This window comes from Sphingomonas sp. SORGH_AS_0870, assembly GCF_031453175.1.
Lineage (GTDB): Bacteria > Pseudomonadota > Alphaproteobacteria > Sphingomonadales > Sphingomonadaceae > Sphingomonas.
Genome location: NZ_JAVIYW010000002.1, coordinates 1,676,598 through 1,698,618 on the forward strand (window position 1 = coordinate 1,676,598; position 22,021 = coordinate 1,698,618).

The window sequence follows — 22,021 nt, forward strand, 5'->3', positions numbered from 1 at the left end:
CGGCACCGTCTGCGGTGCAGATCGCGGACGTGCGCCGCGCCGGCGCTTCAGCGCGCCGCGGTAGCCATCTGCGATTCGTACCGGCCGCGTACGATCCGGCCGGCGATCGACTGCGGATCGCGCAACAGGTTGTAGATCGGGCAGGACGCCTCGACTGCGTCGCGCAATCCATCGATCCGCGCGGCCGGTTCGGGCGATGCGATCGCCACAGTATAGGCGATGTCGCGGAACCGGGCCGCCGTCGCCCCGTCGCCGCGCGGCGGCAGGACCGCGCGGGTGCGCACTTCCAGGCCATCCAGCACGATGTTGCGTTTCGCGGCCTCGATCTCGAAGATATGGGTCATGCAGGTCGCGAGCACGCCGACCAGATGCTCTTCGACCGTCGGGGCGAGGCCGTTACCCGCGCGGTCCGCCCGGCTGTCGTGCAGGATATGGTAATTGCCCTTGCCGGTCCGGGTGGTGCGCAGGCCGCTGTGCGGTTCGATACGGGCATGGGCGCGCAGCCCGGTCGGCGGCGCGGCGGTGCCGGCGGCGGAGGCCTGCGCCAGTCGCGCGATCGCCTGGCGCTTTTCGACCAGGAAATCGCGCAGTCCGGGCGGCGCACCGGCATCGGGTTGCGCCGCGCTGACGGTCAATCCGACCGGACCGTGGGCGATCGCCTGCGGATCGCGCACGGCGGCCAGCACCGGCGATGCGCGTTCAACATCCTGCCGCAGCGATTCGAGGTCGGCGTCGCTGGCCGACGACGCGATATAGGCGGTGTAGGCAAGGTTGCGGGGATAGGACACCTTGCGCGTGCGGGCGATTTCGGGGGCGTCTGGGTGACTGGTCAGGACGATGTCGATCGCGTCGACGGGCAGCTTGCGCCGTGCTGCCTGGGTCGCGAATTCGTCGGCCAGCGCGCTGGCCAACACCGCCGCGAACGTGTCCCACGATCCCGCGCCCAGATCATAGCCGGCATAGCCGCGGTCGCTATCACTCAAATACTGGAAATCGCCGATCCGCAGGCGTCGTACGCCCGAACGGCTTTCCGCCGTGGCCCGCGTTTCGATGACCTGCTCCACATCGGGGCTTGCCTGCGCCGCACGTCGGCGGGCCAGCACCTGCTCGAGCGACGGGTCGGCGTCCGGTTCGGACGCGAACGTCGGCGACGGGACGGTTGCCAGCATGGCGATACCCGCCAGCACGGCGATCGCACCCCGATGCGAACGTCGTTCGTGTCGTACGGCGCGCGGCCGCAATCGGTTCGGCATGACCCGTTCCCCCTATGATTCTGATCTGGCGCGGCGGCCCTCTCCCCGGACCGATGCATGACCGTCGCGGCCCCGTCTGAGTGCCTCGCGAACCAGGCAAGCTTAGGTCGCCGGCCGGCTTCCCGGAACAAATCATATCTATCAAGTAGGAATAAAAGGGATTGCTGTCACTCGGCCGGTTTCGAGCGGATATGGCTCACCCGTTGTGGGGTAGAGTAAGCCTCTTCATGGAGGGGCTGTTGCACGCTTGCGGTAGAGAGCCGACGCGACTGTGTCCGGCTTCATCGGAGCCGGAGTCATACTTGGCGCGGCGGAATCGATCGGGACACCGGCTGCGGTCAAGTCCGCTGCCACCTATTCGAACAGAAGGACCGGCCAATCGCGCTCGGCATCGGTGATACCGCGCCTAATATTGGTGCGCTCATCACCCCGCTGGCGATCCCGGCGCTCGCGGTCGCATTCGGGTGGCAGGCGGCGTTCCTCGTCGCAGGCGCGCTGGGGTTGGTGTGGGTGGCGGCGTGGTTGACCGTCAAACTGCCGCCGCCGCTCCCCGACGGCGAAGGATCGACGCGGATAGGGGCGTTCGCCACCCTCTGGGCCAAGCGCCTCGGTGCCACGGTGACCGGGACCTTGGGATCGGACACCAAGGCCGCGATCGCAATCTCGCATGGGCTCGATCCGGTGATCTTCGGGCGTGACGCTGACTTCGCGGCCGAAGTGCCCATCATGCAAAGCGCGTCGCCGCCATAGAGGGTGCCGCAATGGTTGGTCTGGTTCGGGAAGATCATGTCGACCATTCGCAACGGCTGCGCCGCATCTCTCGGAACCGTCTCACCAATCGGGGGCAGAGGGTCTTCGCTTCCGACGGCAATGAGCGTGAACCGACCACGGGTACATAGCCGTCGTAGGCCTGATACCGGTGCCTCCGCGATCAGTTCGACCTCGACGTCGAGCGATTTCCGGCCGCCCCCACGACACGGCCCGTCACCTCCACCATGTCTCCGATCTTGGCTGGCGCTGCGAAATCAATTTTTTTCCGACAACGCGGTGACGAAGGCAGCACGGCCGTGACGAGACGCTGCAAGGAAGGCGATTTTGTCCATGTGCTCCAAAGCCACCCCACCGAATAATGTACCGTGGTGATTAGCATCGCCGGGAAAGACCATGTCGATCAGCTGGATGGGGGTGCTGCGGTATTCCTGTGACATCCTGATCCTCAATCATTCGCGAGGGCATCCAGACGCCAGCGGCCAACGGGAGAGGTGTACCTCTTCCCGCAGCAACGCAGCGGCCAGACCGGGCACCCCGCCGGTGGTCGCTATGGCGTCGAAGGCAGGTCTCCTGGCTTGCAGGTCGTCATGAAACCCCGGCCTTCCCGGCACCCAGGCGCCAGTGACACACGAGGGCATTTCTATTCGCCGCTTACAGTTGCGGGGGCAGCATCGGCATCGAACCGATTTCCCGTCTTAGGCTTCGGCCATCCGGCGAAGGAACCTTGACCGTGCCGGGGTCGCAGAAAACGTCCCTTCAGGTCAAGATCAGGGGGCCGACAGCGCATGGCGTGACCGACGTCACACGATCACGACGGCGCCTCGAACGGGATCAAGATATAAAGATATCTTTATATGGTCGTTGACTCCATCGGACTGATGGTGTTCAACGACTATGTCGAGGTTCCCCATCCCAGGCGTGGCGATGGGGCTAAGACGGGAAGCCGGTGGTGTCCTTTGGGGCAGAATCCGGCGCTGCCCCCGCAACTGTAAGCGGCGAGTGGCGGCTCCATTTCGTGTCACTGGGTTCCCGCAAGGAGCCTGGGAAGGCCGGAGCCACCGCGTTGACCCGTGAGCCAGGAGACCTGCCTTCGACGCCATAACGTTCCTCGGACGGGGGTTCCTCCGGTGGATCGCGCTTGATGCGACGGTCCGTGGCTTGCCGCCATCCGGGCCTGTTCACGCCTCGCGCGCTTTCGCCTGACCTCCCGCCCGCAAAACCTGGGTGAGTCATGACGAATAGCGGGTTCACATTCTCGATCAGCCATATCCCGTTCGACGAGGATTATCGTCCCGCCGACAACACGCGCATCACCACCAACTTCGCCAATCTCGCGCGTGGGGACAGCCGCCAGAAGAATCTGCGCAACACGCTGGTGATGATCGACCACCGCTTCAACGCGCTGATGCACTGGGATAACCCCAGGGGCGATCGCTATACGCTGGAGCTGACAATCGTCTCGGCCGCGCTCACGCTCGGGGACGGCGCGGACGACGAAGCGTTTCCGCTGATCGAAATCCTGCACACCACCGTGACCGACCGGATCAGCGGCGAGCGCAGCGATGGCATGATCGGCAACAACTTCTCGTCCTATATTCGCGATTACGACTTCAGCGTCGTCCTGCCCGATCACCTGAAGGCCGGGGGTGGCGGCGCGCCGGAGGGGTTCGGCGATCTGCATGGCAACCTGTTCAAGCATTTCCTTGGATCGAGCGCCTACCGCGACCACTTCCGCAAACCCCCGGTCATCTGCCTCAGCGTATCGAGCAAGGGGGTCTATCGCCGGACCGCCAACGTACACCCGATCCTGGGCGTCGAGTATCGCAACGACAAATTCTCATCCACGGATCAGTATTTTGCGAAGATGGGCATGAAGGTGCGATATTTCATGCCGCCACACAGCGTCGCGCCGTTCGCCTTCTACCACATCGGCGATCTGGTCAGCGACTACACCAACCTCGAACTCGCCAGCACCATCGCGACGATGGAGACGTTCCAGAAGATCTATCGCCCGGAAATCTACAACGCGAACTCGGTCGCGGCGGAGCATTATCAGCCGAGCCTGAGGTATCAGGACTATTCGCTGACCCGCATCGTCTACGATCGCGAGGAACGCAGCCGCCTCGCCGTCGAGCAGGGCAAATTCGCCGAAGAGCATTTCATCAAGCCGCATTGGCCCGCGCTTCAGCGCTGGTCCGCGACCTGCGGACTCTGATCCCTACCCACACGACAGGTATTTGCATCATGACGACATTGTTGCCGACGACGACCGCAGGCAGTCTGCCCAAGCCATTCTGGCTGGCCCAGCCTGAGACCCTGTGGTCGCCGTGGAAGCTGGAGGGCGAGGAACTGGTCGCGGGCAAGCAGGATGCGCTGCGCCTGGCAGTCGACGATCAGCGGCAGGCCGGCATCGACATCCTGGGGGACGGCGAGCAGACCCGCCAACACTTCGTCACGACGTTCATCGAGCATCTGGACGGCGTCGATTTCGAGAAGCGCGAGACGGTGCGCATCCGCAACCGCTATGACGCCAGCGTGCCGACGGTCGTCGGCGCCGTCTCGCGGCCGACGTCGGTGTTCGTCGATGACGCCCGTTTCCTGCGCGCCCAGACCGATCAGCCGATCAAGTGGACGCTGCCCGGGCCGATGACGATGATCGACACCCTGTACGACGCCCATTACCAGAGCCGGCAGAAGCTGGCATGGGAGTTCGCCCGCATCCTCAATGCGGAAGCCCGCGAGCTGGAAGCGGCTGGCGTCGACATCATCCAGTTCGACGAACCCGCCTTCAACGTATTCTTCGACGAAGCGAACGACTGGGGCATCGCCACGCTGGAGCGCGCGGCCGAAGGGCTGAAGGCCGAGACCGCTGTCCACATCTGCTATGGCTATGGCATCAAGGCCAATACCGACTGGAAGAAGACTCTGGGTTCCGAATGGCGCCAGTATGAGGAGACCTTCCCCAACCTCCAGAGGTCGAAGATTGATATCATCTCGCTCGAATGCCAGAACTCGCACGTGCCGATGGACCTGATCGAACTGATCCGGGGCAAGAAGGTGATGGTTGGTGCGATCGACGTCGCGACGGACACGATCGAGACACCGGAACAGGTCGCCGACACGCTGCGCAAAGCGCTGCGCTTCGTCGATGCCGACAAGCTCTTGCCCGCGACCAATTGCGGGATGGCGCCGCTGGCGCGCAACGTCGCACGGGGCAAGCTGAAGGCGCTGGGTGCTGGCGCGGAAATCGTACGTCGAGAGATACTCAGCTGATCACGGCGGTTGGATCGCCAGCGCGGGATGGGTCCCAGGCTGGCGAGAAGCGCCTACCTGTGGCACCTGCAAGATTGCCCATAGCTGCCCTATCGGGCGATCGACATTGGCGGACAATCACCTACCACTTTGTCCCAAAACACCTATCAAACAGGATGTTGGGGCACTGGATAAACTCCCATTTCACCATCCCAACAGGAATGCCTCTGCTATGCTGGCCGCCGCTCCAATGAAAAGCACCGGTAGGCCGGATCACCCTCAAAGCGGCTTCCTGGCGACGCCATTCTCGTCAAAATTGTCGTCGTCGAGCCAGGCCTTGAAACGATCACGTTGTGCAGGCCACTCAGGCGCCAGGAGGGAGAACCATGCGGTATCACGACGACGGCCCTTCACGATCCCGTCGCACCGCCATGTCCCTTCATGGGTGAAACCGAAGCGGCTGGCAGCGCGGATAGACGCTGCGTTCAGGGCGTTGCAGCGCCAGACGACCCGGTGATAGCCGAGCGCGTAGGCATGGTTCATCATCAGGAATATTGCTTCGGTCGCGGCGCGGGTGCGTTGCAGGACGGGTGAGAACCAGATGCTGCCGATCTCGATGGCAGCATCGTCCGGCGCGATATCACAGAAGGAGGCCCAGCCCGCAGCCGTTCCGCTGGCTCGCGGGATCACGGCGAAGAAGGGTTGCCGGCCGATCCCGGACAATCCCGCGACATGCGCGGCGAACGCCTCCTCCGTCGCGAACGGCCCATAGCGCAGATAGGTGAAGGAGCGATCCGCTCCTTGCGCGACACGCCAGAGATCGGCCGCGTGCGCCATCCCGAGCGGTTCGAGCGTAACGGCGCGACCGGCATGGATATCGAACCCCGGCAATGGCGGAGCCGCACCGGTGACGACGGCACCGAGCGGCAGGTCGTCGGTCCGATCCGGCGCGGGGCCGGCGGTCACCGCAGCCGCCCCGATGCGAGCAGGGCGGACAGGCCTGCGGGGAAAGCGATATCCCCGCCCAGTTCGGGGGCGGGTTCGGGTGCGGCGAAGGTGCTGCGGATCGGCAACACCCCGGCCCAGACCGGGTGCGCTGCCTCGTCACCGTCACTGGGCGGCTCGGCCCGTGCCTTCACGCTGGCTTCCTCAATATCGAGGTACAGGACACTGGTTGCCTTCAGTTCCTGCGTGGTCATCGGCCGCAATGTCTCCCAGCGACCAGGGAACAAGCCGTCGGTGAACCGCCGCAGCGCGTCGGCGATCGCGTCGGGTTCCTCGACGACCCGCGCGATGCCAAAGACCATCGCCGAGCGGTAGTTGACCGAATGATTAAACGCCGACCGCGCCAGCACATAGCCGTCCATATGGCTGACGGTCAGGCAGACGCGCTGTCCCTCGGCCTGACGCAGGAAGCGGCTGGCCGCCGAGCCGTGCCAATAGATCCGCTCCCCCTCGCGCCAGTGGATGGTCGGCGTGACATAGGGCTCGCCATCGATGACATAGCCGACATGGCAAAGCGGCGCGGCGTCGAGCACCGCATGGACCGTGCCGGTGGCATAGTCCGCGCGGCGATGCCCACGCCGCACCCGGCTGCGTTCGGTGATCGGATAGGCGTCCTTGTCGGATGAATGATCGGTCGGTGTCATGTGGCCCCCTTGCCTGTTGCGGGGCCGCCATGTCAGGAAAGCGGATTGCTGCATAATGCCACTTGCGCAAAGATCGGCAGTCCAGTTGAAAGGGACATGGCCGCCACACATCCTGCCACCTGGATCCTGATCGATCGCCGCGCCGGGTATCTCGAACGACAGATCCATGACGCCATCCGCGACCGGGTTTTGGCGGGGCAGCTCGTGGCAGGCGAGCGCCTGCCGTCCTCTCGCGCGCTGGCGGCGATGCTGGGGGTGGCGCGATCGACGGTCGTGGCGGGCTATGAGCTGCTGCGTGCCGAGGGCTTCGTGACCGGGCGGGCGGGGTCGGCGATGCGGGTGGCCGACCTGCCGCCGGCTCCCGACGGTGCACGTGCAGCGCCGCTGCCGCGATTATCACCGCCGGAACCGGAGCCGGAACGGTTCCTCCCGTTCCGGCCGGGCCTGCCCGATCTCGACAGTTTCCCGCACGAGGTCTGGTCCCGCTGCCTCAGCGCCCGTGCGCGCCATCTGCATATCCATGACCTCGGCTACCGCGATGAGAACGGCCTGCCGGCACTGCGGCAAGCAATCGTCGATCATGTCACGCGGGCGCGGGCCGTGCTGGCCGACCCCGAGCAGGTCATCATCATGCCGTCGACCGCGGCCATCCTGGCGCTGCTCGCGCGGGTGCTGCTGCCAGCTCCCGGCCGGACCGTCTGGCTGGAAGAACCGGGATATCGCACCGCCCACGACATCTTTGTCGCGGCAGGCGCCGCGATCGTGCCGCGTCCCTGCGATGCGGAGGGCATGACTATCGGGCATAACGATCCGGCACCGTCGATCATCTACGTCACGCCGTCACACCAATATCCGACCGGCGTGGCGATGAGCCTGACGCGCCGCATCGCCCTTCTGCACTTCGCCGCTGCACAGGATGCCGTCATCATCGAGGACGATTACGACAGCGAGTTCCACTATGCGTCCCGTCCGCTCGCGGCGTTGCAGGGGATCGATCGCGCGGATCGCGTGGCCTATGTCGGCACCTTCTCCAAGGTGCTCGCGCCCGGCCTGCGCATTGCCTATGCGGTGCTGCCGGCGTGGCTGCTTGCGCAGGTACGGCCTATCCTGCGGCGCGAGGGCGGGTCGGTGCCGATCCATGTCCAAGCGGCGATGGCCGATTTCCTGAACGCCGGACATCTCCGCGCGCACGTCCGGACGATGCAGCGCGTCTATGCCGAACGGATGACGGCGCTTTGCGATGCGTTAGCCACCGTCGCCGGAGATATGCTCTGTGTCGAGCCAGCCGCGGGCGGGCTGCAACTGCCCGTCTGGTTCCGCGACCAGCGTATCGACGATCGCAAGGTCGCCCATGCGCTTCAGAACCGGGGGATCGGCGCGATGCCGCTTTCGCCCTTCCATGCGGCCATGCCGCGCAACGGCCTGCTCTTCGGGATTGGGGGTGCGACGGATCGGAATATCGCGCGCCTCTCGAACGTCATTGAGCGCAACTGGCCATTTTATCGCATTTCGACGTCTTGAACGCCGATCCGGTCGTTCTCGAGACCGCAGCGATTCCGAGAACGGTCGTGCCGTCTCGCTGACCGTTCCCAATCGGGAAGGTTGGGAGGGCCTATCAGAGCCGCGGATCAAGGTATGCCAGGATCGGTGGGGTGTGGTTGTCCGGGACCACCGGGGTCCGTCTGCAACGTAGATTCTAGACGTCGCTTTTGCGATGATATATCGTACCATATATGTTGGAGGCTCGGGGGGAAAGCGTTGATAGCGAATCTGTTACGGTGGTGATTGGTGCCGCCTTGTCGATGCTGCCCGGCGCCGCGCTGGCGCAGATCGCTGAGGACCAGCAGACGAACCCGAATGATATCGTCGTGACGGCGACGCGGACCGAGAAGCCGATTATCGACGTAGCTGCGGCGATCACCGTTGTCGACAATGACGAATTGCGCAGACGCGGCCTGACGATCGGGAGTGATGAGTTCCGCGGCATTCCCAGCATCTTCTTTCGCCGCACGGATGGCGATGCAGAGGATGATTTGCAGTTCTCGTTCCGAGGCGTGACCGGTAGTGCCGGAGGGGATACGTTCCTGGCACTGATCGACGGCATACCATTCGTCGGTCCGGATGAGCAGGTGTTGCTCAACCAGATCCCCTACGGGGCGATCGGCCGTACCGAGATCATACGTGGACCTGTATCCGCACTGTACGGGCGCGGGGCGACGGCCGGCGCGGTCAATTACATCACGCACAGCCCGGGCGTCGACAGCACGACTGCTTCGCTGACTGCCGGGACGTACGACTATTTTCGCGGGGAAGCGACCTTCGAGCGGAAGATGTTCGGCGATGGGGGTGGGGTACTCCTGTCCGGCTTTTACGAAGATGACGGCGGATGGCGGGAAAACTCCCATCGAAAGCTGCTGAACCTATTCGGCAAGGTCGTCGTGCCGATCGGCTCGGACACCACCCTGACGGCCTATGGCAACTCTTTCAGTCGAAAGGTCGAAGTGCCGAGCAACATTCCCCTGCTCGGCGACGGGACCCGTGTCGCCGTTGCAGGAGGCCGTCGGGGCTACATCGGTTACTTGCCGAACGACCTGGAGACCAAGGGAGGGATCGGCGCTCTCAGGCTAAGGCACAGCTTCGGGAGCGATGTCGAGCTTGTGCTGACCGGGCAGCATCGACGGTTCGACCGGAACAACAGCTTCAATCTGTACGTCAGTGGCAGCGTCGATCCGCGGGCGGAAGCCTATGCGGTCAACGGCTTTGCGCGGCGTGACGAGAGCAATGTCTGGATAGGCGATGCGCAAATTACGGCTCGCTTGGGCGCTCACACGATCGTGGCCGGTGGCAATGTCGAGCATGCCCGGATGGACGAACGCGACTTCTGGTCCGGCGAATATGGATTCACGCCGCAATGCCGGTTCCGCTTCTTTCAGATCGATATCAGTTACGCGACCGGAGCTGTACTGAACGCAGATGCGCCCTGCTTCCAGCGCGATTTTCTCCTTACCGACGGGACGGTGCGAAACCGCTTCTGGGGTGCATATTTTCAGGACGAATGGGCCGCGAGCGATCGGCTGACCGTGACTCTCGGCCTGCGATATGATGACTTCCGCCGGCGCGCGGTCTTCCGCCCCATCCCGGCGGCCTTCAATGCGGGTGGCCGGCTGTCGGCATCGGAGAATGCCTTTTCGCCCAAGGCGAGCGTCGCCTATCGTCTGGGTGAGCGTGACGGAACACGCGGCACGGTTTATGCCTCTTACGGGCGAGGCTTCAGCTCCAACTTCGGACCGCTCTTCTACTTCGATCCGGCCTTGTATCAACTCGACCTCAAACCGATGACGATCGACAGCTACGAGGTCGGCTACAAGGGCAAGACGGGCTCCGGCATCCTTGCCTGGGAAGCGGCGCTGTTCCGCTACGATCAGCGCAACCGGCTTGTCACCACCACGAACCCGGACCCGAACGCTCCATCGACCCTTCTAACGACCGGGCAACGCTACCGCAGTCAGGGGGTCGAGCTTTCCGCCGTCGTGCGCCCGGCCTTCGGCACCAGCGTTTCCGTCAACTACTCTTATGTGGATGCGGTGTGGCAGGAATACCGGGTGCCCGGTGCGACCAGCGAGGTCGACCTGACCGGTGATCGCCCCGTCGGCGTTCCGACCCACATCTTCAACTTCAGCGCGCAACGGCGGTTCGCGTCGTGGTTGAACGGTCGCGCGGACCTCTACGTCTATGGCGATTACCCGATCACGGGCGACAATCGCGTCGAGAAGGGCGGCTATGAACTGCTGAACCTCAGCGCGACGACAACCTTGCCTACGCGCTTGCCACTGGCACTCGATCTGGCGGTGACGAACGTCCTCGATCGCGACATCTACTCCTACTTCGGGACGGACACACAGCCGACCTATGCGACGCCGTCGGCCCCGCGCCAGTTCCGGGCAACAATAAGGGCGAGCTTCTGATGCGTTGGCTGTTCCCGCTCCTGATCGTTCTTCTTGCCGGGTGCGGCAAGCAGGCGACCGATACACCCGCCATCGGTCGCCCGATTCCGGTCCCGCACACCCGAACCTTCAGCGTGGTCGAACGGAACGGCTACAGAGTGGTCGATCTGCACGCCAACATCGTCACTTGGGGTGGGGCCGCAAACGGCCCGGAGCAGCGGGTGCGCGTTGTGCTCGTGCCCCGAAGCATCAAAGCGCCCGCACTGACCGGCGATCTCGCGGGTGCGGTCGTGGTGCGCACACCGGTGAAGCGTATCGCAGTCAATTATGGAGGCAGTGAAGCGCTGCTGAGCGCCATCGGGGCGGCGGACCGACTGGTCGCGGTGGGCGGCACGAAGTCTTACGACGATTCGATCCGCAGGCGGGTGAAAAATCGAGAAATCGGCCAGATCGGCTATGGGTGGCACTCGCCTCCCAATCTCGACGTCTTGCTTGCGGCCAAGCCCGATGTCTTCCTCATGACGATCGGTGATCCGGCACATGCGGATGCCATGCGCCGCGCGATCGCGATGGGCATACCCGTTGTCCCCGTCTTCATGGCCAACGAGTCGGATTATCTCGGCCCCGTGCAATATGCGCGGCTGTTCGGCATGCTGACCTGACGGGAGCAGCAGGGCGAGCGGTTTGCCGCCATGGTCCAGAATGGCGTCGATCAGATCAGGCGGGCCGTGGCTCGCTTGCCCCGGCGCAGCGTGCTCTCCGCCTGGTGGATGAATGGCGACACTTGGATGGTGACGGTTCGCGGGGCCGCCAATCGCCTGCTCGAAGATGCGGGCGGCATCAACGTTATGCGTCGCCCCGACGACCTCCGCTTGGACGACACGATGCAAATGGCATCCGAAACGTTGCTGACGGAAGGCGGCAACGCCGAGTGCTGGCTGTGGCGGGATCCGATCTCAAAGCGGTTCGGGGACCAACGGTTCCTCGCGCATATGCGTGCCTGGCGTGACGGGTGCGTGTTTGCAGCCGACGGCAGGGTGAAGCCGGAGGCGGACGCATTCGATCTGTTCGAGACGGCGGCGTTGCGTCCCGACCTGCTGCTCCGCGACTATGCGCGGATGCTGCACCCCGAACTGCGCAGCTGGCCCGCGAACTGGGTGCGGCAGGATCAGCGGGTGGGGAACAGCGCGGGGGTTGGCCATGGATCGTAGTCTGACCGGCGCCGGCGCGCTGCTTTTCGGCATCCTGATCGTCGCTGGCGCGTCCCTCAGCTATGGTCAGGTCATCCTCTCGCCGCATGAGGTCATCGGCGCGATAACGGGATTCGGGGATCCCACCGTTTCCGAGATCGTCTGGGCGATCCGCCTGCCCCGTGTCGTGACCGCCGTCGTGGCGGGCGGCGCGCTGGGCGTTGCCGGTACGTTGATGCAGGCGCTGTTCCGCAATCCGATGGCGGATGCCTGGTCGCTGGGGCTTGTGGCGGGCGGACAGCTCGGTGTCGGACTCGCCGTCGCGGGTGCGGCCTTCGCCGGTCCGGCGGCACTTACTGCGCTGACCTCCTTTGCAGGACTGAGCCTCACGCTCGGCGCGGTTATCGGTGTCGCGGTCACCGCCGCTGCGATGGCCGCGCTCGCCCGCCGTGTCGGCAACATCACGCTCCTTGTCGTCGGCCTAATGCTGGGCTTCACCGCGCAAGGGCTGGTCAGCGTAATACTGCACTTCGCCAGCCGGGTCGGGGGGCGCGTATTCTCGGGTTGGGATGACGGGACGTTCGCGGCGGCGACCACCGCCGACCTGCCATGGTTGATGCTGCCGGTCGCTGGCGGACTGGCGCTGGCGGTCCTGAACGCGAAGGGGCTGACGGCACTGCTCCTCGGCGAAACCTATGCCACAAGCCTCGGCACGAATGTGCCGCGCCTGCGCCGGATGACCTTGGCAGCGACGGTGCTGCTCGCCGCGCCGGTGACGGCCCTGTGCGGGCCGGTCACCTTCGTGGGGCTCATCGTTCCACATCTGGCCCGCTGGCTGGCGCGTACCGCACGTATCCTGCCGCTGATCCCCCTGGCGGCACTTGCCGGCGCGCTTCTGGCGCTCGGAGCCGACTTCATCGTGCATCTGCCGTGGGAACAGCATTTCCTGCACCTCAACGCGGTGCTGGCGCTGGTAGGAGCGCCGGTGGTGATCGCGCTTCTCGTGTTCGCCCCGGCAATGCGGAGCAGCGGCTGATGCTTGGTCTGGACAATTTGAGCGTCGGTTATGCTGGCCCGCGCGGCACCGTACTTGCCGATCTTGCATTGGAGGCGCCGGCAGGCAGCTTCGTCTGCGTGCTCGGCCGCAACGGTGCTGGCAAGTCGACGCTTATGCGGACGATTGCCGGCCTGCAGGATGCGCGCGGCGGTCGCGCGATTCTGGGCGACGAGGATATCGCCGCGATGCGGCCGCAGGCCCGCGCGCGGGCCATCGCGGTGGTCCTGACGGAGCGCGTGTCGAGCCCGGGGCTCACCGTCGCCGACGTCGTTTCGATGGGACGCCAACCGTTCACCGGCTGGCAGGGACGGCTCTCAGCGGCCGATGATGCGCGGGTGACTGAGGCGCTTGCCCAAGCCGGTGCCTCGTCCTTCGCAGCTCGACCGTTCGACGGCCTTTCCGATGGCGAGCGGCAGCGGGTGATGATCGCGCGCGCCATCGCTCAGGCACCGCGCCTGATGGTGCTGGACGAGATCACCGCCTTTCTCGACCTGCCCGGGCGGGTCGAGGCGATGGCGCTGCTCCGCGCACACGCCCATGCCACCGGCACGACCGTGCTGCTCTCCAGCCACGATCTCGACCTGTCGCTTCAGCTTGCCGACGCGATATGGCTGCTCGATGGCGACGGCGGGCTGGTCGTGGGATCGGCAGCCGACCTGATCGCGGCGGGCCATGTCGGTCGCGCGTTCGACACGGACGCCGTTCGCTTTTCGCCAGAGCGCGGGCGGTTCGAGCTGGTTCGATGACCGCGCTTGGCCCCGGCCTTTGGCTCCTTGCGCAAGCGGCAGCGGGCCAGGCACCGCCGATAGCGCCTGCCGCGCCGCTGCCCCCGGTCCAGACGACGCCCGCGCCGCCGGCGGTGCCGCAGGGCCGGGCGGAGGAGAACGCCGTACGTCAGGCGGAGGATGCGTTCGGCACCACGATCGGGCGCGAGACGATCGGCATCTACAGCAGCGACAGCGTGCGCGGCTTCTCGCCCATCGCCGCCGGCAACGCGCGGATCGACGGCCTCTACTACGACCAGGCGACCCCGCCGAACCCGCGCATCCGCCGCTCCACCAGCATCAAGGTCGGATTGTCGGCGCAGGGTTATCTGTTCCCCGCACCGACCGGTGTCGTCGACTACGCCCTACGTCGCCCTGGCACCGAGGCGCTACTGTCAACCACGGTCGGCCTCAACAGCCTGGGCGACAAGAGCCTGGAGTTCGATGCCGAGCTGCCGCTCGTCGGCGACACATTGTCGCTCGGCGCGGGCCTCGGCCTCTACGATCATGTCTTCAACAACGGCGCCACCAGTCGTCAGCATGTTGAGGGGCTGACGCTGCGCTGGCGGCCCCGCCCGGGCATCGAGCTGCTACCGTTCTGGGGCCGCTCGTACATCGCCGACAGCCAGATCGGTCCGCTGCTCACCACGGCCGGGCCCTATCTGCCGCCACGGATCCGGCGCGGCATCCTTTACGGGCCCGCCTGGGCGGATTATTCCGGCCCATCGGAAACGGCCGGGATCACCGGAAGTGCGGCGCTGGCCGGCGGCTGGAAGATCGAGGGCGGCCTGTTCCGCTCGCTGTCCGCCAGCAAGGAAGACATCTTCACCTTCCTCGACGCAATCACGCCGAACGGCCGTGCCCGCTACATCGCCTTTTCCGACCCGCCCTATCGCCGCGTGTCGGTGTCGGGCGAGCTACGCGTGACCCGCACGATCGCCGATGGCCCGCGCGTTCATAATATCAGCCTGTCCGCCCGCGGTCGCGCCCGCGACGAGCGCGTCGGCGGCTCCGCCTTCCTCGATTTCGGCGACGTGCGGTTGGGCGATCCGCTCGATTTTGCCGAGCCGCCGATCGCCTATGGCGCGTATAGCCGGGATCGGGTGCGGCAGTGGTTCGGCGGCTTCGCCTATACCGGGCGCTGGCGCGGCGTCGGCGAACTCAGCGCCGGGCTGTCCAGAACCGACTACGCCAAGCGCTTCCGCCGTCCAGACCAGCCCGTCTTGGAAACACGGGACCGGCCCTGGCTCTATAACGTGGCCGGAGCAATCTATGCCGGGGAGCGCGTCGCCTTCTACGCCGGCTATACGCGAGGGCTGGAAGAAACCGGCCTGCCGCCGCAGAATGCCGTCAACCGCAACCAGCCGCTGCCCGCCATCCTGACCAGCCAACGCGATGCGGGCGTGCGCTGGACCATCGCGGGCGACGTGAAGCTGGTCGCGGGCGTGTTCGACGTGCGCAAGCCCTATCTCAGCCTTGATCCGATCGGTCTCTTCACGCGGCTCGGCGACACCCGCAACCGAGGCGTAGAAGCATCGCTGTCGGGGACGCCGTTGCGCGGCCTCAGCATGGCGCTGGGTGGCGTGTTCCTCGATCCGCAGGTGACCGGCGAGGCGCGGACGTCGGGACAGACCGGCAAGCGCCCCGTCGGCGTGCCGTTGCGATCGGTCGATCTCAATCTCGACTGGCGTCTTCCGGGCTTCGAGGCGCTGTCGATCGATCTAGGCGTCGGGCATCAGGGACGTGTCGCCTCCACGGTCAACAACGACCTGTTCATTCCCGCGCGCACGCTGGTGGATATTGGCAGCCGCTACCGCTTCACGATTGGCAAGAAACGCGCGACGCTGCGCGTGTCCCTCAGCAATCTCTTCAATGTCTATGCCTGGGATTATTACGGCCCGTCGACCTTCGACTACGTCCCGCAGCGGCTCGCGACCGCCTACCTTGCCGTCGACTTCTGAGGTGCACCGCATCATGATACCGCATCGATACTTCGCGCTCGGCATGATTGCCGGCATCGGTGTCACTTTCTGCCTCAGCGCAGCGGTGCCGCCGGCGCCGCTGCGCCCGGTCGAGGTGACGCTGCACCGCTTCGATCGAAAGCTGGGCAGCGACGCCGCCTTCCGCGAGTGGATCGATTATCTTCGCAGCCATCATCGCGAAGCGGTCGCGACGCTGGGGCGCGAGCGAATCTATTTCGAAGCGATGTTCACCGCGCCGGACGAGCCGCATCGTCTATACTGGCTTGAAGTCAAAGGGACTGGCGGCAAGCCGGTCGAAAGCTCCAACCATGAACTCGATCGTCGCCACATCGCGTATATGGGTGCGGTTCTAGTCAAAGGATCGCACGTGCGGATGCAGACCGAGAACGTGCTAGCGCCAGACTTCATCGTCCGCGCCGTTGCAACCTGCACCGCAACGAGCGATGATGCAGAGCGTAAGCCGCAGTGCCGATAGAGGCGCGCTCGGGTGGTCTGGGCGGACGACCGCCCTCTTTATTCTCTCATGCGATCCTCAGCATGAGTTTTGAGAACACTTTCACTTCCCCAAAATACCATCCCAATGGGAACGCCTGCGCCGTCTCGCTGGCCGTTCCCAATCGGGAAGCCGGGTGCCCGTGCCGCTACAAGCGAAACAGGTTCAGCCCCTCTATGATTTCGGCCTTCGTCTGTTGCGTGATCTGCCTGCCCTTCTCCGCACCGGCGCGCAGTATATCCATGATGGTGTCGGGATCGGCGGCAAGCGCCGCTCGCCGCTCGCGGATTGGGGTGACGATCGCCTGAAGGATGCCGGTGAGACGACGCTTCAGCACCATGTCGCCCAAGCCGCCGTGTCGGTATTCCGCCTTCAATTGGGCGACCACTTCCAAGTCCACGTCGAACGCATCGAGGTAGGTGAAGACCACGTTGCCCTCCACCTGCCCCGGATCGGATGCCCGAAGGTGGTTCGGGTCCGTATACATGCGCTGAACCGCCGCCGCGATCTCGGCATCCGTGGCCGATAGCGGAATGGCGTTGCCCTGCGACTTGCTCATCTTCGCCTTGCCGTCCACGCCGGGCAACCGCCCCGTCGTTGGGATCAGCGCCTGTGCCTCGGGGAGAAGCGCCCGTCCGATCTGGCGGTTGAGACGGCGGACAAGCTCGTTGGTCTGCTCGATGATCGGCGCCTGATCCTCCCCGACCGGGACCACGGTAGCCTTGAAGGCGGTGATGTCGGCCGCCTGCGCCGCAGGGTAGCAGAGGAAGCCAGCAGGAATGTCTCGGCCGAAGCCGCGCGCCTGTATCTCATCTTTGATGGTCGGATTGCGTTCAAGGCGTGCGACCGACACGAAGTTGAGGTATAGAAGCGTCAGTTCGGCCAGCGCCGGCATTGCGGATTGCAGGCAGATCGTGGACAACGACGGATCGATGCCCACCGCGAGGTAATCGGTTGCGACTTCCAACACGTTGCGGCGAACCTTGCCAGGATTATCGGCATTATCGGTCAGTGCTTGGGAGTCAGCGAGCAGCACATATTGCTGGTGCGTATGTTGAAGCTCCACACGGTTGCGGAGCGAACCGATATAGTGACCGAGGTGTAGTGCACCGGTCGTGCGGTCGCCGGTCAGGATCACCGGGCGCGAAGAAGATGGCATTGAGGCAACTCTCCAAAGGTTGCCGCTGCTATCGTCGGGATTGTTGTGACCGGGCCGCCGAGAGCAGCGGCCGGGTCAAAGGTATATGACAGGCCGCGCTTAGATCGCGGGCCACCAGCGTTGCGAGTTGATCGTCATCGGGCTTGTCATGCCAACCCAATAGCGGATCAGCGCACCCGGCGGAAGCGGCCAATCTTTTCGCTACGTGCGGGTTTTGAGAAGCGATCTACGTTCCCGATATTCGATCCCAATGGGAATGTCCCAGCCGTCTTGCCCAACCTTCCCACTCGGGACGGCCGGAACCGCTCCGAGTGGGGGCCTTCAGATCAAAGTGGCTTTAACGCCAACGTCGAAAGGAAGGTCGGCAGATACTGGTCGATGACGAAGCGCGGGGCCGATGCACGGGCCTCCGCAAATCCTGAGATTCTGAAACCTGCCTCGGTCTGGCCGCCAATCTGATCGGTCAGGCTATGGCCGTAGACCTGAACCGCGCCGGGTTTGTCGGAGGCCCCAACTCCTGAGAGGAAGGGGCTATGACGAGCAAGACGACGAACAAGTTTTCGCCTGAGGTGCGCGCGCGTGCGGTGCGGATGGTGCTGGACCATGAGAAGGATCACCCGTCGCGCTGGGCAGCGGTGGTATCGATCGCGGCGAAGATCGGATGTGCAGGCCAGACGCTGCACGAGTGGGTGAAGAAGGCCGAGATCGACAGTGGCGCCCGCGCCGGGGTGCCGAGCGATGTTGCCGCCCGGATGAAGGCGCTGGAACGCGAGAACCGCGAGCTGCGCCAGGCCAACGAGATCCTGCGTAAGGCGTCGGCGTATTTTGCGATGGCGGAGCTCGACCGCCGAGTGAAGTGATGGTGTCGTTCATCGACGCGCATCGCAAGGCGTACGGGGTCGAGCCGATCTGCCGGGTCCTGCCGATCGCCCCGTCCACCTATCATGCTCATGCAGCCAGGAGGATTGAGCCGACCAGACGGTCGGCTCGGGTTCGGCGTGACGATGCGCTCGGACCGGAGGTGCGCCGCGTGTTCGAGGAGAACTTCCGCGTCTACGGCGTGCGCAAGGTCTGGCGGCAACTGCGACGCGAAGGGTTCGACGTCGCTCGCTGCACTGTTGCCCGCCTGATGCGGGCGATGGGTCTGGCCGGCGTGATGCGCGGCAAGCCGGTGCGCACCACTGTCGGCGACAGGACGGCCCTATGCCCGCTCGACCGGGTGAACCGGCAGTTCCGCGCGCCAGCACCGAACATGCTGTGGGTATCGGACTTCACCTACGTCGCGACCTGGGCGGGGTTCGTCTACGTGGCGTTCGTCATCGACACCTACGCCCGCCGGATCGTTGGCTGGCGCGCCAGTCGGAGCGCACATGCCGGCTTCGTCTTGGATGCGCTCGAGCAGGCGCTACATGACCGACGGCCGATGCGGGGTGGCGGCCTCGTCCACCATTCCGACCGCGGCAGCCAGTACGTGTCCATCAAGTACACCGAGCGCCTGGCCGAAGCGGGCATCGAGCCGTCAGTCGGCAGCGTCGGCGACAGCTATGACAACGCTTTGGCGGAAACCATCAACGGCCTCTACAAGGCCGAGGTGATCTACCGCCGCGGGCCGTGGCGAAGCTTCGAGGCGGTCGAGTACGCCACGCTGGAATGGGTGGACTGGTTCAATCATCGCCGGCTGCTCGAGCCTATCGGCAACATTCCGCCCGCCGAGGCCGAAGAGCAATACTATGCTGCCGCGAACATCGTCGATATGTCAGCGTGACTCACATCCAACGGCCTCCGGCAAACCCGGCGCGGTTCAACCGCCGTCTCGACCGGGAGGTATGGAACGAAGCTCAGTTGCAAGCTTCGCTCCTCGCCCTTCTGGAGCAGCCCCGCTTTCATGTTCTTGCGGCGCCTCACCGTTATTCGGTCTCTGCGCAACTCCCGGATAGCCCAGTTGCTTGAGGGCGTCTAAAATCGCAGAGGCTCCTGCCGTTGGAATCGTCACCCCGGCATCGAACGAACCAAGAGAGGAACTCAACTCTCGATCAGTCTCAATTAGTTCGGCTTCAACGTCGGGGAACGCTGCCGCCAGCACAAGAAGATCTTCGAGCCCGAGCAGGATGACGCCGGCATCGCTGGCATGTGAGATTGGTAGATTATCTCTCCGCCCATTCGTTACAACAATCGCGTTATCAGCGGCGAACGCGTACTGAGCGCGTTTTGCAATCTTGAAGGCTGTAGCAAGCTGGCCGGGGGCGGGCGTTCGTGATCGGTAGAGCTTTACCTCCACGACGCTTCGTACATCACCAGCAGTGAGCAGCATGTCGACTTCCGCAACAGACCCACGCCCGCGTTGAACAGCTATGCGTCTCTCAACTCCGAGCCCATTTCGTTCAAATACCCGGGCTACTAGTTCCTCAAAATGCTCATAGCGGCGCAGATTAGCTCTTTCCTCGCTATGCACGGGCCCTCCTTCGATCACTACCCGTCTCTTGCCTCGACAGGCACTCGCCGTCCAGCACCGCCTCGGCGCTCACATGAATGAGCAACCGAAGTTAATGCGGGGCTGACATGTTGTGAATGACCGTTTCTGGGTCGAAGCGTTCTGCGTCACGGATACAACGTCAGTATCGCCACGATCGCCTTTTGCTAGATTGCTGTAATGAAGCGCTGGACTACGCGATCCCAATCCACCTCTGGATAGTTAATCTTTTTGATGGCGTCGCGTAGCACCTGCATATCCGCGCCGCGCCCGTAGTGCGTGCTGACTGATCCGTTGGCATGACCGAATAACAGGTCGACGATTTCGGCGGGAGCCTTGCCCCGAATTGCCCGTTTGCCGGTGTGGCGGAACGAGTAGAAGACCAGTTCTGGATCGGATAACCCGATACTATCCAGGAAGTCGTTCATCACCCGCGAAAGGCGCTGTGTCCGGCTGCCATATTTGTTGGTGTCCAATTCCGGAAACAGCCATTCGGCATTCTCATTCCTTCGCTTGGCCACCAGATCGAGGAAGCCCGCCTTTATGAGGATGGGGTGCAGTGGGATATCGCGTTTGGCACTCGCCGTCTTCATCCGCTTGGCTGGGCCTTCCTGTTCCTCGCGGATACGCAGGCGATCTGGCTCGATCGCGATGTAGGGAATGCCGTCGTAGATCCTGACGTTACCTAGACGCAGCTTGCCCAGTTCCTCCAGCCGGCATCCGGTGAAGGGAGCCAAGAGCAAAGTCCAGGCCAAGGTGCTGGGTGCAACACCGCTCTTATTCGGAAGCTCTGCACTGAAGATTTTGACAAGATCCTGCGGTTCGAACGGCAGGCGAGGGTCTTCGATCTCGTTTTTTGGGAGCGACTTGACAGTCTTTGCTACGTTCTCGGTTATGACTTCGAGTTCTTCGACGGCATGATCGAGCATCACGCGGATGGCGGACAGCGCCTTGTTGACCGTTGCGGGCGCGAGTAATTTCAGCCCCTGCGCCTTGGCGAGTTCTACCTGCTCGAGCAGCGGAAGCGCGGTGATCGCCTTGCCCGCGCGCGACGGCAACGCCGCGCACGTCCGGCGATAGGTGCGGACCATCGACGCGGTGATGGTATCGACGGGCGGATCATTGTGCAGGCGGGCGAACCGAGCAATCGCGGTACGCCATTCGTCGACGAGCTTGGGCTCGCGGGGCTGGGACACAGCCCAATCCTCGAAGACCTTGGTAATGGTCGGTGCCGGAGCGTTCGACGAGGTTTCTGCCGACTGTAGGGCTTCGGCCGTGTGATGAGTACTTGGCACCACGCCGAACGGAATTGCGGATGGCAGGATGCGCGTGCGGGCCGGATCGATCTTCGGCGTGCAGGCCTCGCAAAGTCTGTCAAGAAAGGCTTGGCCGATCGCCTCGTAGAGCGCTGGCTCGACTGGTTGGGCGATGCCGCTGTTGAACGCGATCGCGAGGATGGCCCAGTCGATCGGATCCAGCGACGGGAGACTGGAAATCCGCCGTAGCGTTTCAAGCCAAGGCAGCGGGCTGAAGTCCGGCACTGCCTCCAGCATCGTCTTGCGGTCGCCGAAGTTTTGGAGGTCAGGCCGTTCCGGCGGGCTGCCGAAGTCATAGCGCGAACCGGGGTCATGGTCGGTTAGGCCGTAGGCGTGTTGGAAAGCACCAAATTCGAGCGATGCGAGCTTCTGGGCGATGCCTTGCAGTTGCTGGTCGCTGACGCCGTCAAGATAGGCGTCGACCATGGATCGCGCCGATCTAAGCTGCTGACTGGCAAGGCTGCGCCGCGCTGCCGCAAGCTTCTGGTCGTAAACGACGGCGTGCGGATGGTAGCGCTGGCGAGCTTCATCCGGATCGCGCGTATCGAGGGTCCGCTTATACTCGCGTGACGCGCCGTCGAAGAACGGCCGAAGCGCCTCGGGAATGACCCGACGGAAATAGAAAATACCAGTGCGAGGATCTTTGAACGGAGCAGCCATGCGGATCACTTTGTACGCATCCTTTGTACACAAGGATGGGTAAAGCGTCCATGAAGACCAC

General features: G+C 64.2%; 19 protein-coding genes, 1 pseudogene, 2 riboswitches and 1 other annotated feature. Of the genes and pseudogenes, 13 read left to right on the forward strand and 7 right to left on the reverse strand.

What is annotated here, in order from left to right:
- Window positions 1-47: 47 nt before the first annotated feature.
- On the reverse strand, window positions 48-1,253 hold the full coding sequence (locus QE363_RS08245) for an OsmC family protein (protein WP_309694204.1): 1,206 nt from the start codon (window positions 1,251-1,253) through the stop codon (window positions 48-50).
- Window positions 1,254-1,643: 390 nt separating this feature from the next.
- Between QE363_RS08245 and QE363_RS08250 the strand changes: the two are divergent.
- Both QE363_RS08250 and QE363_RS08255 read left to right on the forward strand, forming a co-directional pair.
- A pseudogene (locus QE363_RS08250) lies at window positions 1,644-1,766 on the forward strand (hypothetical protein); the annotation flags it as partial.
- 9 nt (window positions 1,767-1,775) lie between these two features.
- Window positions 1,776-2,003: a hypothetical protein gene (locus QE363_RS08255; protein ID WP_309694207.1), complete on the forward strand. Its 228-nt coding sequence runs from the start codon at window positions 1,776-1,778 to the stop codon at window positions 2,001-2,003.
- Between the two features lie 275 nt (window positions 2,004-2,278).
- On the opposite strand, the gene QE363_RS08260 is transcribed toward QE363_RS08255, so the two are convergent.
- The gene (locus tag QE363_RS08260; RefSeq protein ID WP_309694209.1) at window positions 2,279-2,461 is read right to left on the reverse strand and encodes a hotdog domain-containing protein; all 183 of its coding nucleotides are present in this window, start codon (window positions 2,459-2,461) and stop codon (window positions 2,279-2,281) included.
- Window positions 2,462-2,566: 105 nt separating this feature from the next.
- A riboswitch (cobalamin riboswitch) is annotated at window positions 2,567-2,766 on the reverse strand.
- A 141-nt stretch (window positions 2,767-2,907) separates the two neighbouring features.
- A riboswitch (cobalamin riboswitch) is annotated at window positions 2,908-3,131 on the forward strand.
- Between the two features lie 124 nt (window positions 3,132-3,255).
- Here QE363_RS08260 and QE363_RS08265 point away from each other — a divergent pair.
- The gene (locus tag QE363_RS08265) at window positions 3,256-4,239 is read left to right on the forward strand and encodes a putative oxygenase MesX (protein ID WP_309694212.1); all 984 of its coding nucleotides are present in this window, start codon (window positions 3,256-3,258) and stop codon (window positions 4,237-4,239) included.
- Window positions 4,240-4,268: 29 nt separating this feature from the next.
- The gene (locus tag QE363_RS08270) at window positions 4,269-5,297 is read left to right on the forward strand and encodes a methionine synthase (protein ID WP_309694215.1); all 1,029 of its coding nucleotides are present in this window, start codon (window positions 4,269-4,271) and stop codon (window positions 5,295-5,297) included.
- A 258-nt stretch (window positions 5,298-5,555) separates the two neighbouring features.
- Here the strand turns inward: QE363_RS08270 and QE363_RS08275 are convergent, their stop codons facing one another.
- On the reverse strand, window positions 5,556-6,242 hold the full coding sequence (locus tag QE363_RS08275; protein WP_309694220.1) for a GNAT family protein: 687 nt from the start codon (window positions 6,240-6,242) through the stop codon (window positions 5,556-5,558).
- Window positions 6,239-6,925, reverse strand: a complete 687-nt coding sequence (locus QE363_RS08280; protein ID WP_309694223.1) for a pyridoxamine 5'-phosphate oxidase family protein — start codon at window positions 6,923-6,925, stop codon at window positions 6,239-6,241. The genes QE363_RS08275 and QE363_RS08280 overlap by 4 nt, the downstream gene beginning before the upstream one ends.
- 96 nt (window positions 6,926-7,021) lie before the next feature.
- On the opposite strand from QE363_RS08280, the gene QE363_RS08285 reads away from it, so the two are divergent.
- The 8 genes from QE363_RS08285 to QE363_RS08320 all read left to right on the forward strand — a co-directional run bounded on the left by QE363_RS08285 (window position 7,022) and on the right by QE363_RS08320 (window position 16,337).
- Entirely contained in the window at window positions 7,022-8,446 is a 1,425-nt protein-coding gene (locus QE363_RS08285) for a PLP-dependent aminotransferase family protein (protein WP_309694225.1), read from the forward strand.
- Between the two features lie 257 nt (window positions 8,447-8,703).
- Window positions 8,704-10,890, forward strand: a complete 2,187-nt coding sequence (locus QE363_RS08290) for a TonB-dependent receptor (protein ID WP_309694226.1) — start codon at window positions 8,704-8,706, stop codon at window positions 10,888-10,890.
- On the forward strand, window positions 10,890-11,531 hold the full coding sequence (locus QE363_RS08295) for a hypothetical protein (RefSeq protein ID WP_309694228.1): 642 nt from the start codon (window positions 10,890-10,892) through the stop codon (window positions 11,529-11,531). Before QE363_RS08290 ends, QE363_RS08295 begins: the two co-directional genes overlap by 1 nt.
- A 30-nt stretch (window positions 11,532-11,561) precedes the next feature.
- Window positions 11,562-12,080 (forward strand): hypothetical protein, encoded by a 519-nt coding sequence (locus QE363_RS08300; protein ID WP_309694230.1) that lies wholly within the window; start codon window positions 11,562-11,564, stop codon window positions 12,078-12,080.
- Complete coding sequence (locus QE363_RS08305; RefSeq protein WP_309694232.1) at window positions 12,070-13,095, forward strand: iron ABC transporter permease; 1,026 nt, start codon at window positions 12,070-12,072, stop codon at window positions 13,093-13,095. Before QE363_RS08300 ends, QE363_RS08305 begins: the two co-directional genes overlap by 11 nt.
- Window positions 13,095-13,862 carry an ABC transporter ATP-binding protein gene (locus QE363_RS08310; protein ID WP_309694235.1) on the forward strand — a complete coding sequence of 256 codons (768 nt, stop codon included), beginning with the start codon at window positions 13,095-13,097 and terminating at the stop codon, window positions 13,860-13,862. Before QE363_RS08305 ends, QE363_RS08310 begins: the two co-directional genes overlap by 1 nt.
- Entirely contained in the window at window positions 13,859-15,841 is a 1,983-nt protein-coding gene (locus QE363_RS08315; protein ID WP_309694237.1) for a TonB-dependent receptor, read from the forward strand. The genes QE363_RS08310 and QE363_RS08315 overlap by 4 nt, the downstream gene beginning before the upstream one ends.
- A 43-nt stretch (window positions 15,842-15,884) precedes the next feature.
- Window positions 15,885-16,337, forward strand: a complete 453-nt coding sequence (locus QE363_RS08320) for a DUF6176 family protein (RefSeq protein WP_309694240.1) — start codon at window positions 15,885-15,887, stop codon at window positions 16,335-16,337.
- 166 nt (window positions 16,338-16,503) lie between these two features.
- On the opposite strand, the gene trpS is transcribed toward QE363_RS08320, so the two are convergent.
- Window positions 16,504-17,514 (reverse strand): tryptophan--tRNA ligase, encoded by a 1,011-nt coding sequence (gene trpS / locus QE363_RS08325; protein WP_309694243.1) that lies wholly within the window; start codon window positions 17,512-17,514, stop codon window positions 16,504-16,506.
- Window positions 17,515-18,047: 533 nt separating this feature from the next.
- On the opposite strand from trpS, the gene QE363_RS08330 reads away from it, so the two are divergent.
- Window positions 18,048-19,279 (forward strand): IS3 family transposase gene (locus QE363_RS08330; protein WP_309690612.1). Its coding sequence is split into 2 segments (ribosomal slippage): window positions 18,048-18,339 and window positions 18,339-19,279, totalling 1,233 coding nucleotides; the frame shifts between segments, so codons are not numbered across the junction.
- Window positions 18,332-18,448, forward strand: a sequence feature (AL1L pseudoknot). (Overlaps the previous gene by 117 nt.)
- A gap of 36 nt (window positions 19,280-19,315) precedes the next feature.
- On the opposite strand, the gene QE363_RS08335 is transcribed toward QE363_RS08330, so the two are convergent.
- Both QE363_RS08335 and QE363_RS08340 read right to left on the reverse strand, forming a co-directional pair.
- Window positions 19,316-19,984 carry a restriction endonuclease gene (locus tag QE363_RS08335; RefSeq protein ID WP_309694246.1) on the reverse strand — a complete coding sequence of 223 codons (669 nt, stop codon included), beginning with the start codon at window positions 19,982-19,984 and terminating at the stop codon, window positions 19,316-19,318.
- Window positions 19,985-20,151: 167 nt separating this feature from the next.
- Entirely contained in the window at window positions 20,152-21,960 is a 1,809-nt protein-coding gene (locus QE363_RS08340; RefSeq protein WP_309694247.1) for a site-specific integrase, read from the reverse strand.
- Window positions 21,961-22,021: the final 61 nt, after the last annotated feature.

What these genes read in the sequence shown, in the direction of transcription:
- QE363_RS08245 (WP_309694204.1), bottom strand. Translation starts at nt 1,253, where the DNA reads ATGCCGAACCGATTGCGGCCGCGCGCCGTACGACACGAACGACGTTCG.
- QE363_RS08260 (WP_309694209.1), bottom strand. Translation starts at nt 2,461, where the DNA reads ATGTCACAGGAATACCGCAGCACCCCCATCCAGCTGATCGACATGGTC.
- QE363_RS08265 (WP_309694212.1), top strand. Translation starts at nt 3,256, where the DNA reads ATGACGAATAGCGGGTTCACATTCTCGATCAGCCATATCCCGTTCGAC.
- QE363_RS08270 (WP_309694215.1), top strand. Translation starts at nt 4,269, where the DNA reads ATGACGACATTGTTGCCGACGACGACCGCAGGCAGTCTGCCCAAGCCA.
- QE363_RS08280 (WP_309694223.1), bottom strand. Translation starts at nt 6,925, where the DNA reads ATGACACCGACCGATCATTCATCCGACAAGGACGCCTATCCGATCACC.
- QE363_RS08285 (WP_309694225.1), top strand. Translation starts at nt 7,022, where the DNA reads ATGGCCGCCACACATCCTGCCACCTGGATCCTGATCGATCGCCGCGCC.
- QE363_RS08295 (WP_309694228.1), top strand. Translation starts at nt 10,890, where the DNA reads ATGCGTTGGCTGTTCCCGCTCCTGATCGTTCTTCTTGCCGGGTGCGGC.
- QE363_RS08300 (WP_309694230.1), top strand. Translation starts at nt 11,562, where the DNA reads ATGGTCCAGAATGGCGTCGATCAGATCAGGCGGGCCGTGGCTCGCTTG.
- QE363_RS08305 (WP_309694232.1), top strand. Translation starts at nt 12,070, where the DNA reads ATGGATCGTAGTCTGACCGGCGCCGGCGCGCTGCTTTTCGGCATCCTG.
- QE363_RS08310 (WP_309694235.1), top strand. Translation starts at nt 13,095, where the DNA reads ATGCTTGGTCTGGACAATTTGAGCGTCGGTTATGCTGGCCCGCGCGGC.
- QE363_RS08315 (WP_309694237.1), top strand. Translation starts at nt 13,859, where the DNA reads ATGACCGCGCTTGGCCCCGGCCTTTGGCTCCTTGCGCAAGCGGCAGCG.
- QE363_RS08320 (WP_309694240.1), top strand. Translation starts at nt 15,885, where the DNA reads ATGATTGCCGGCATCGGTGTCACTTTCTGCCTCAGCGCAGCGGTGCCG.
- trpS (WP_309694243.1), bottom strand. Translation starts at nt 17,514, where the DNA reads ATGCCATCTTCTTCGCGCCCGGTGATCCTGACCGGCGACCGCACGACC.
- QE363_RS08340 (WP_309694247.1), bottom strand. Translation starts at nt 21,960, where the DNA reads ATGGCTGCTCCGTTCAAAGATCCTCGCACTGGTATTTTCTATTTCCGT.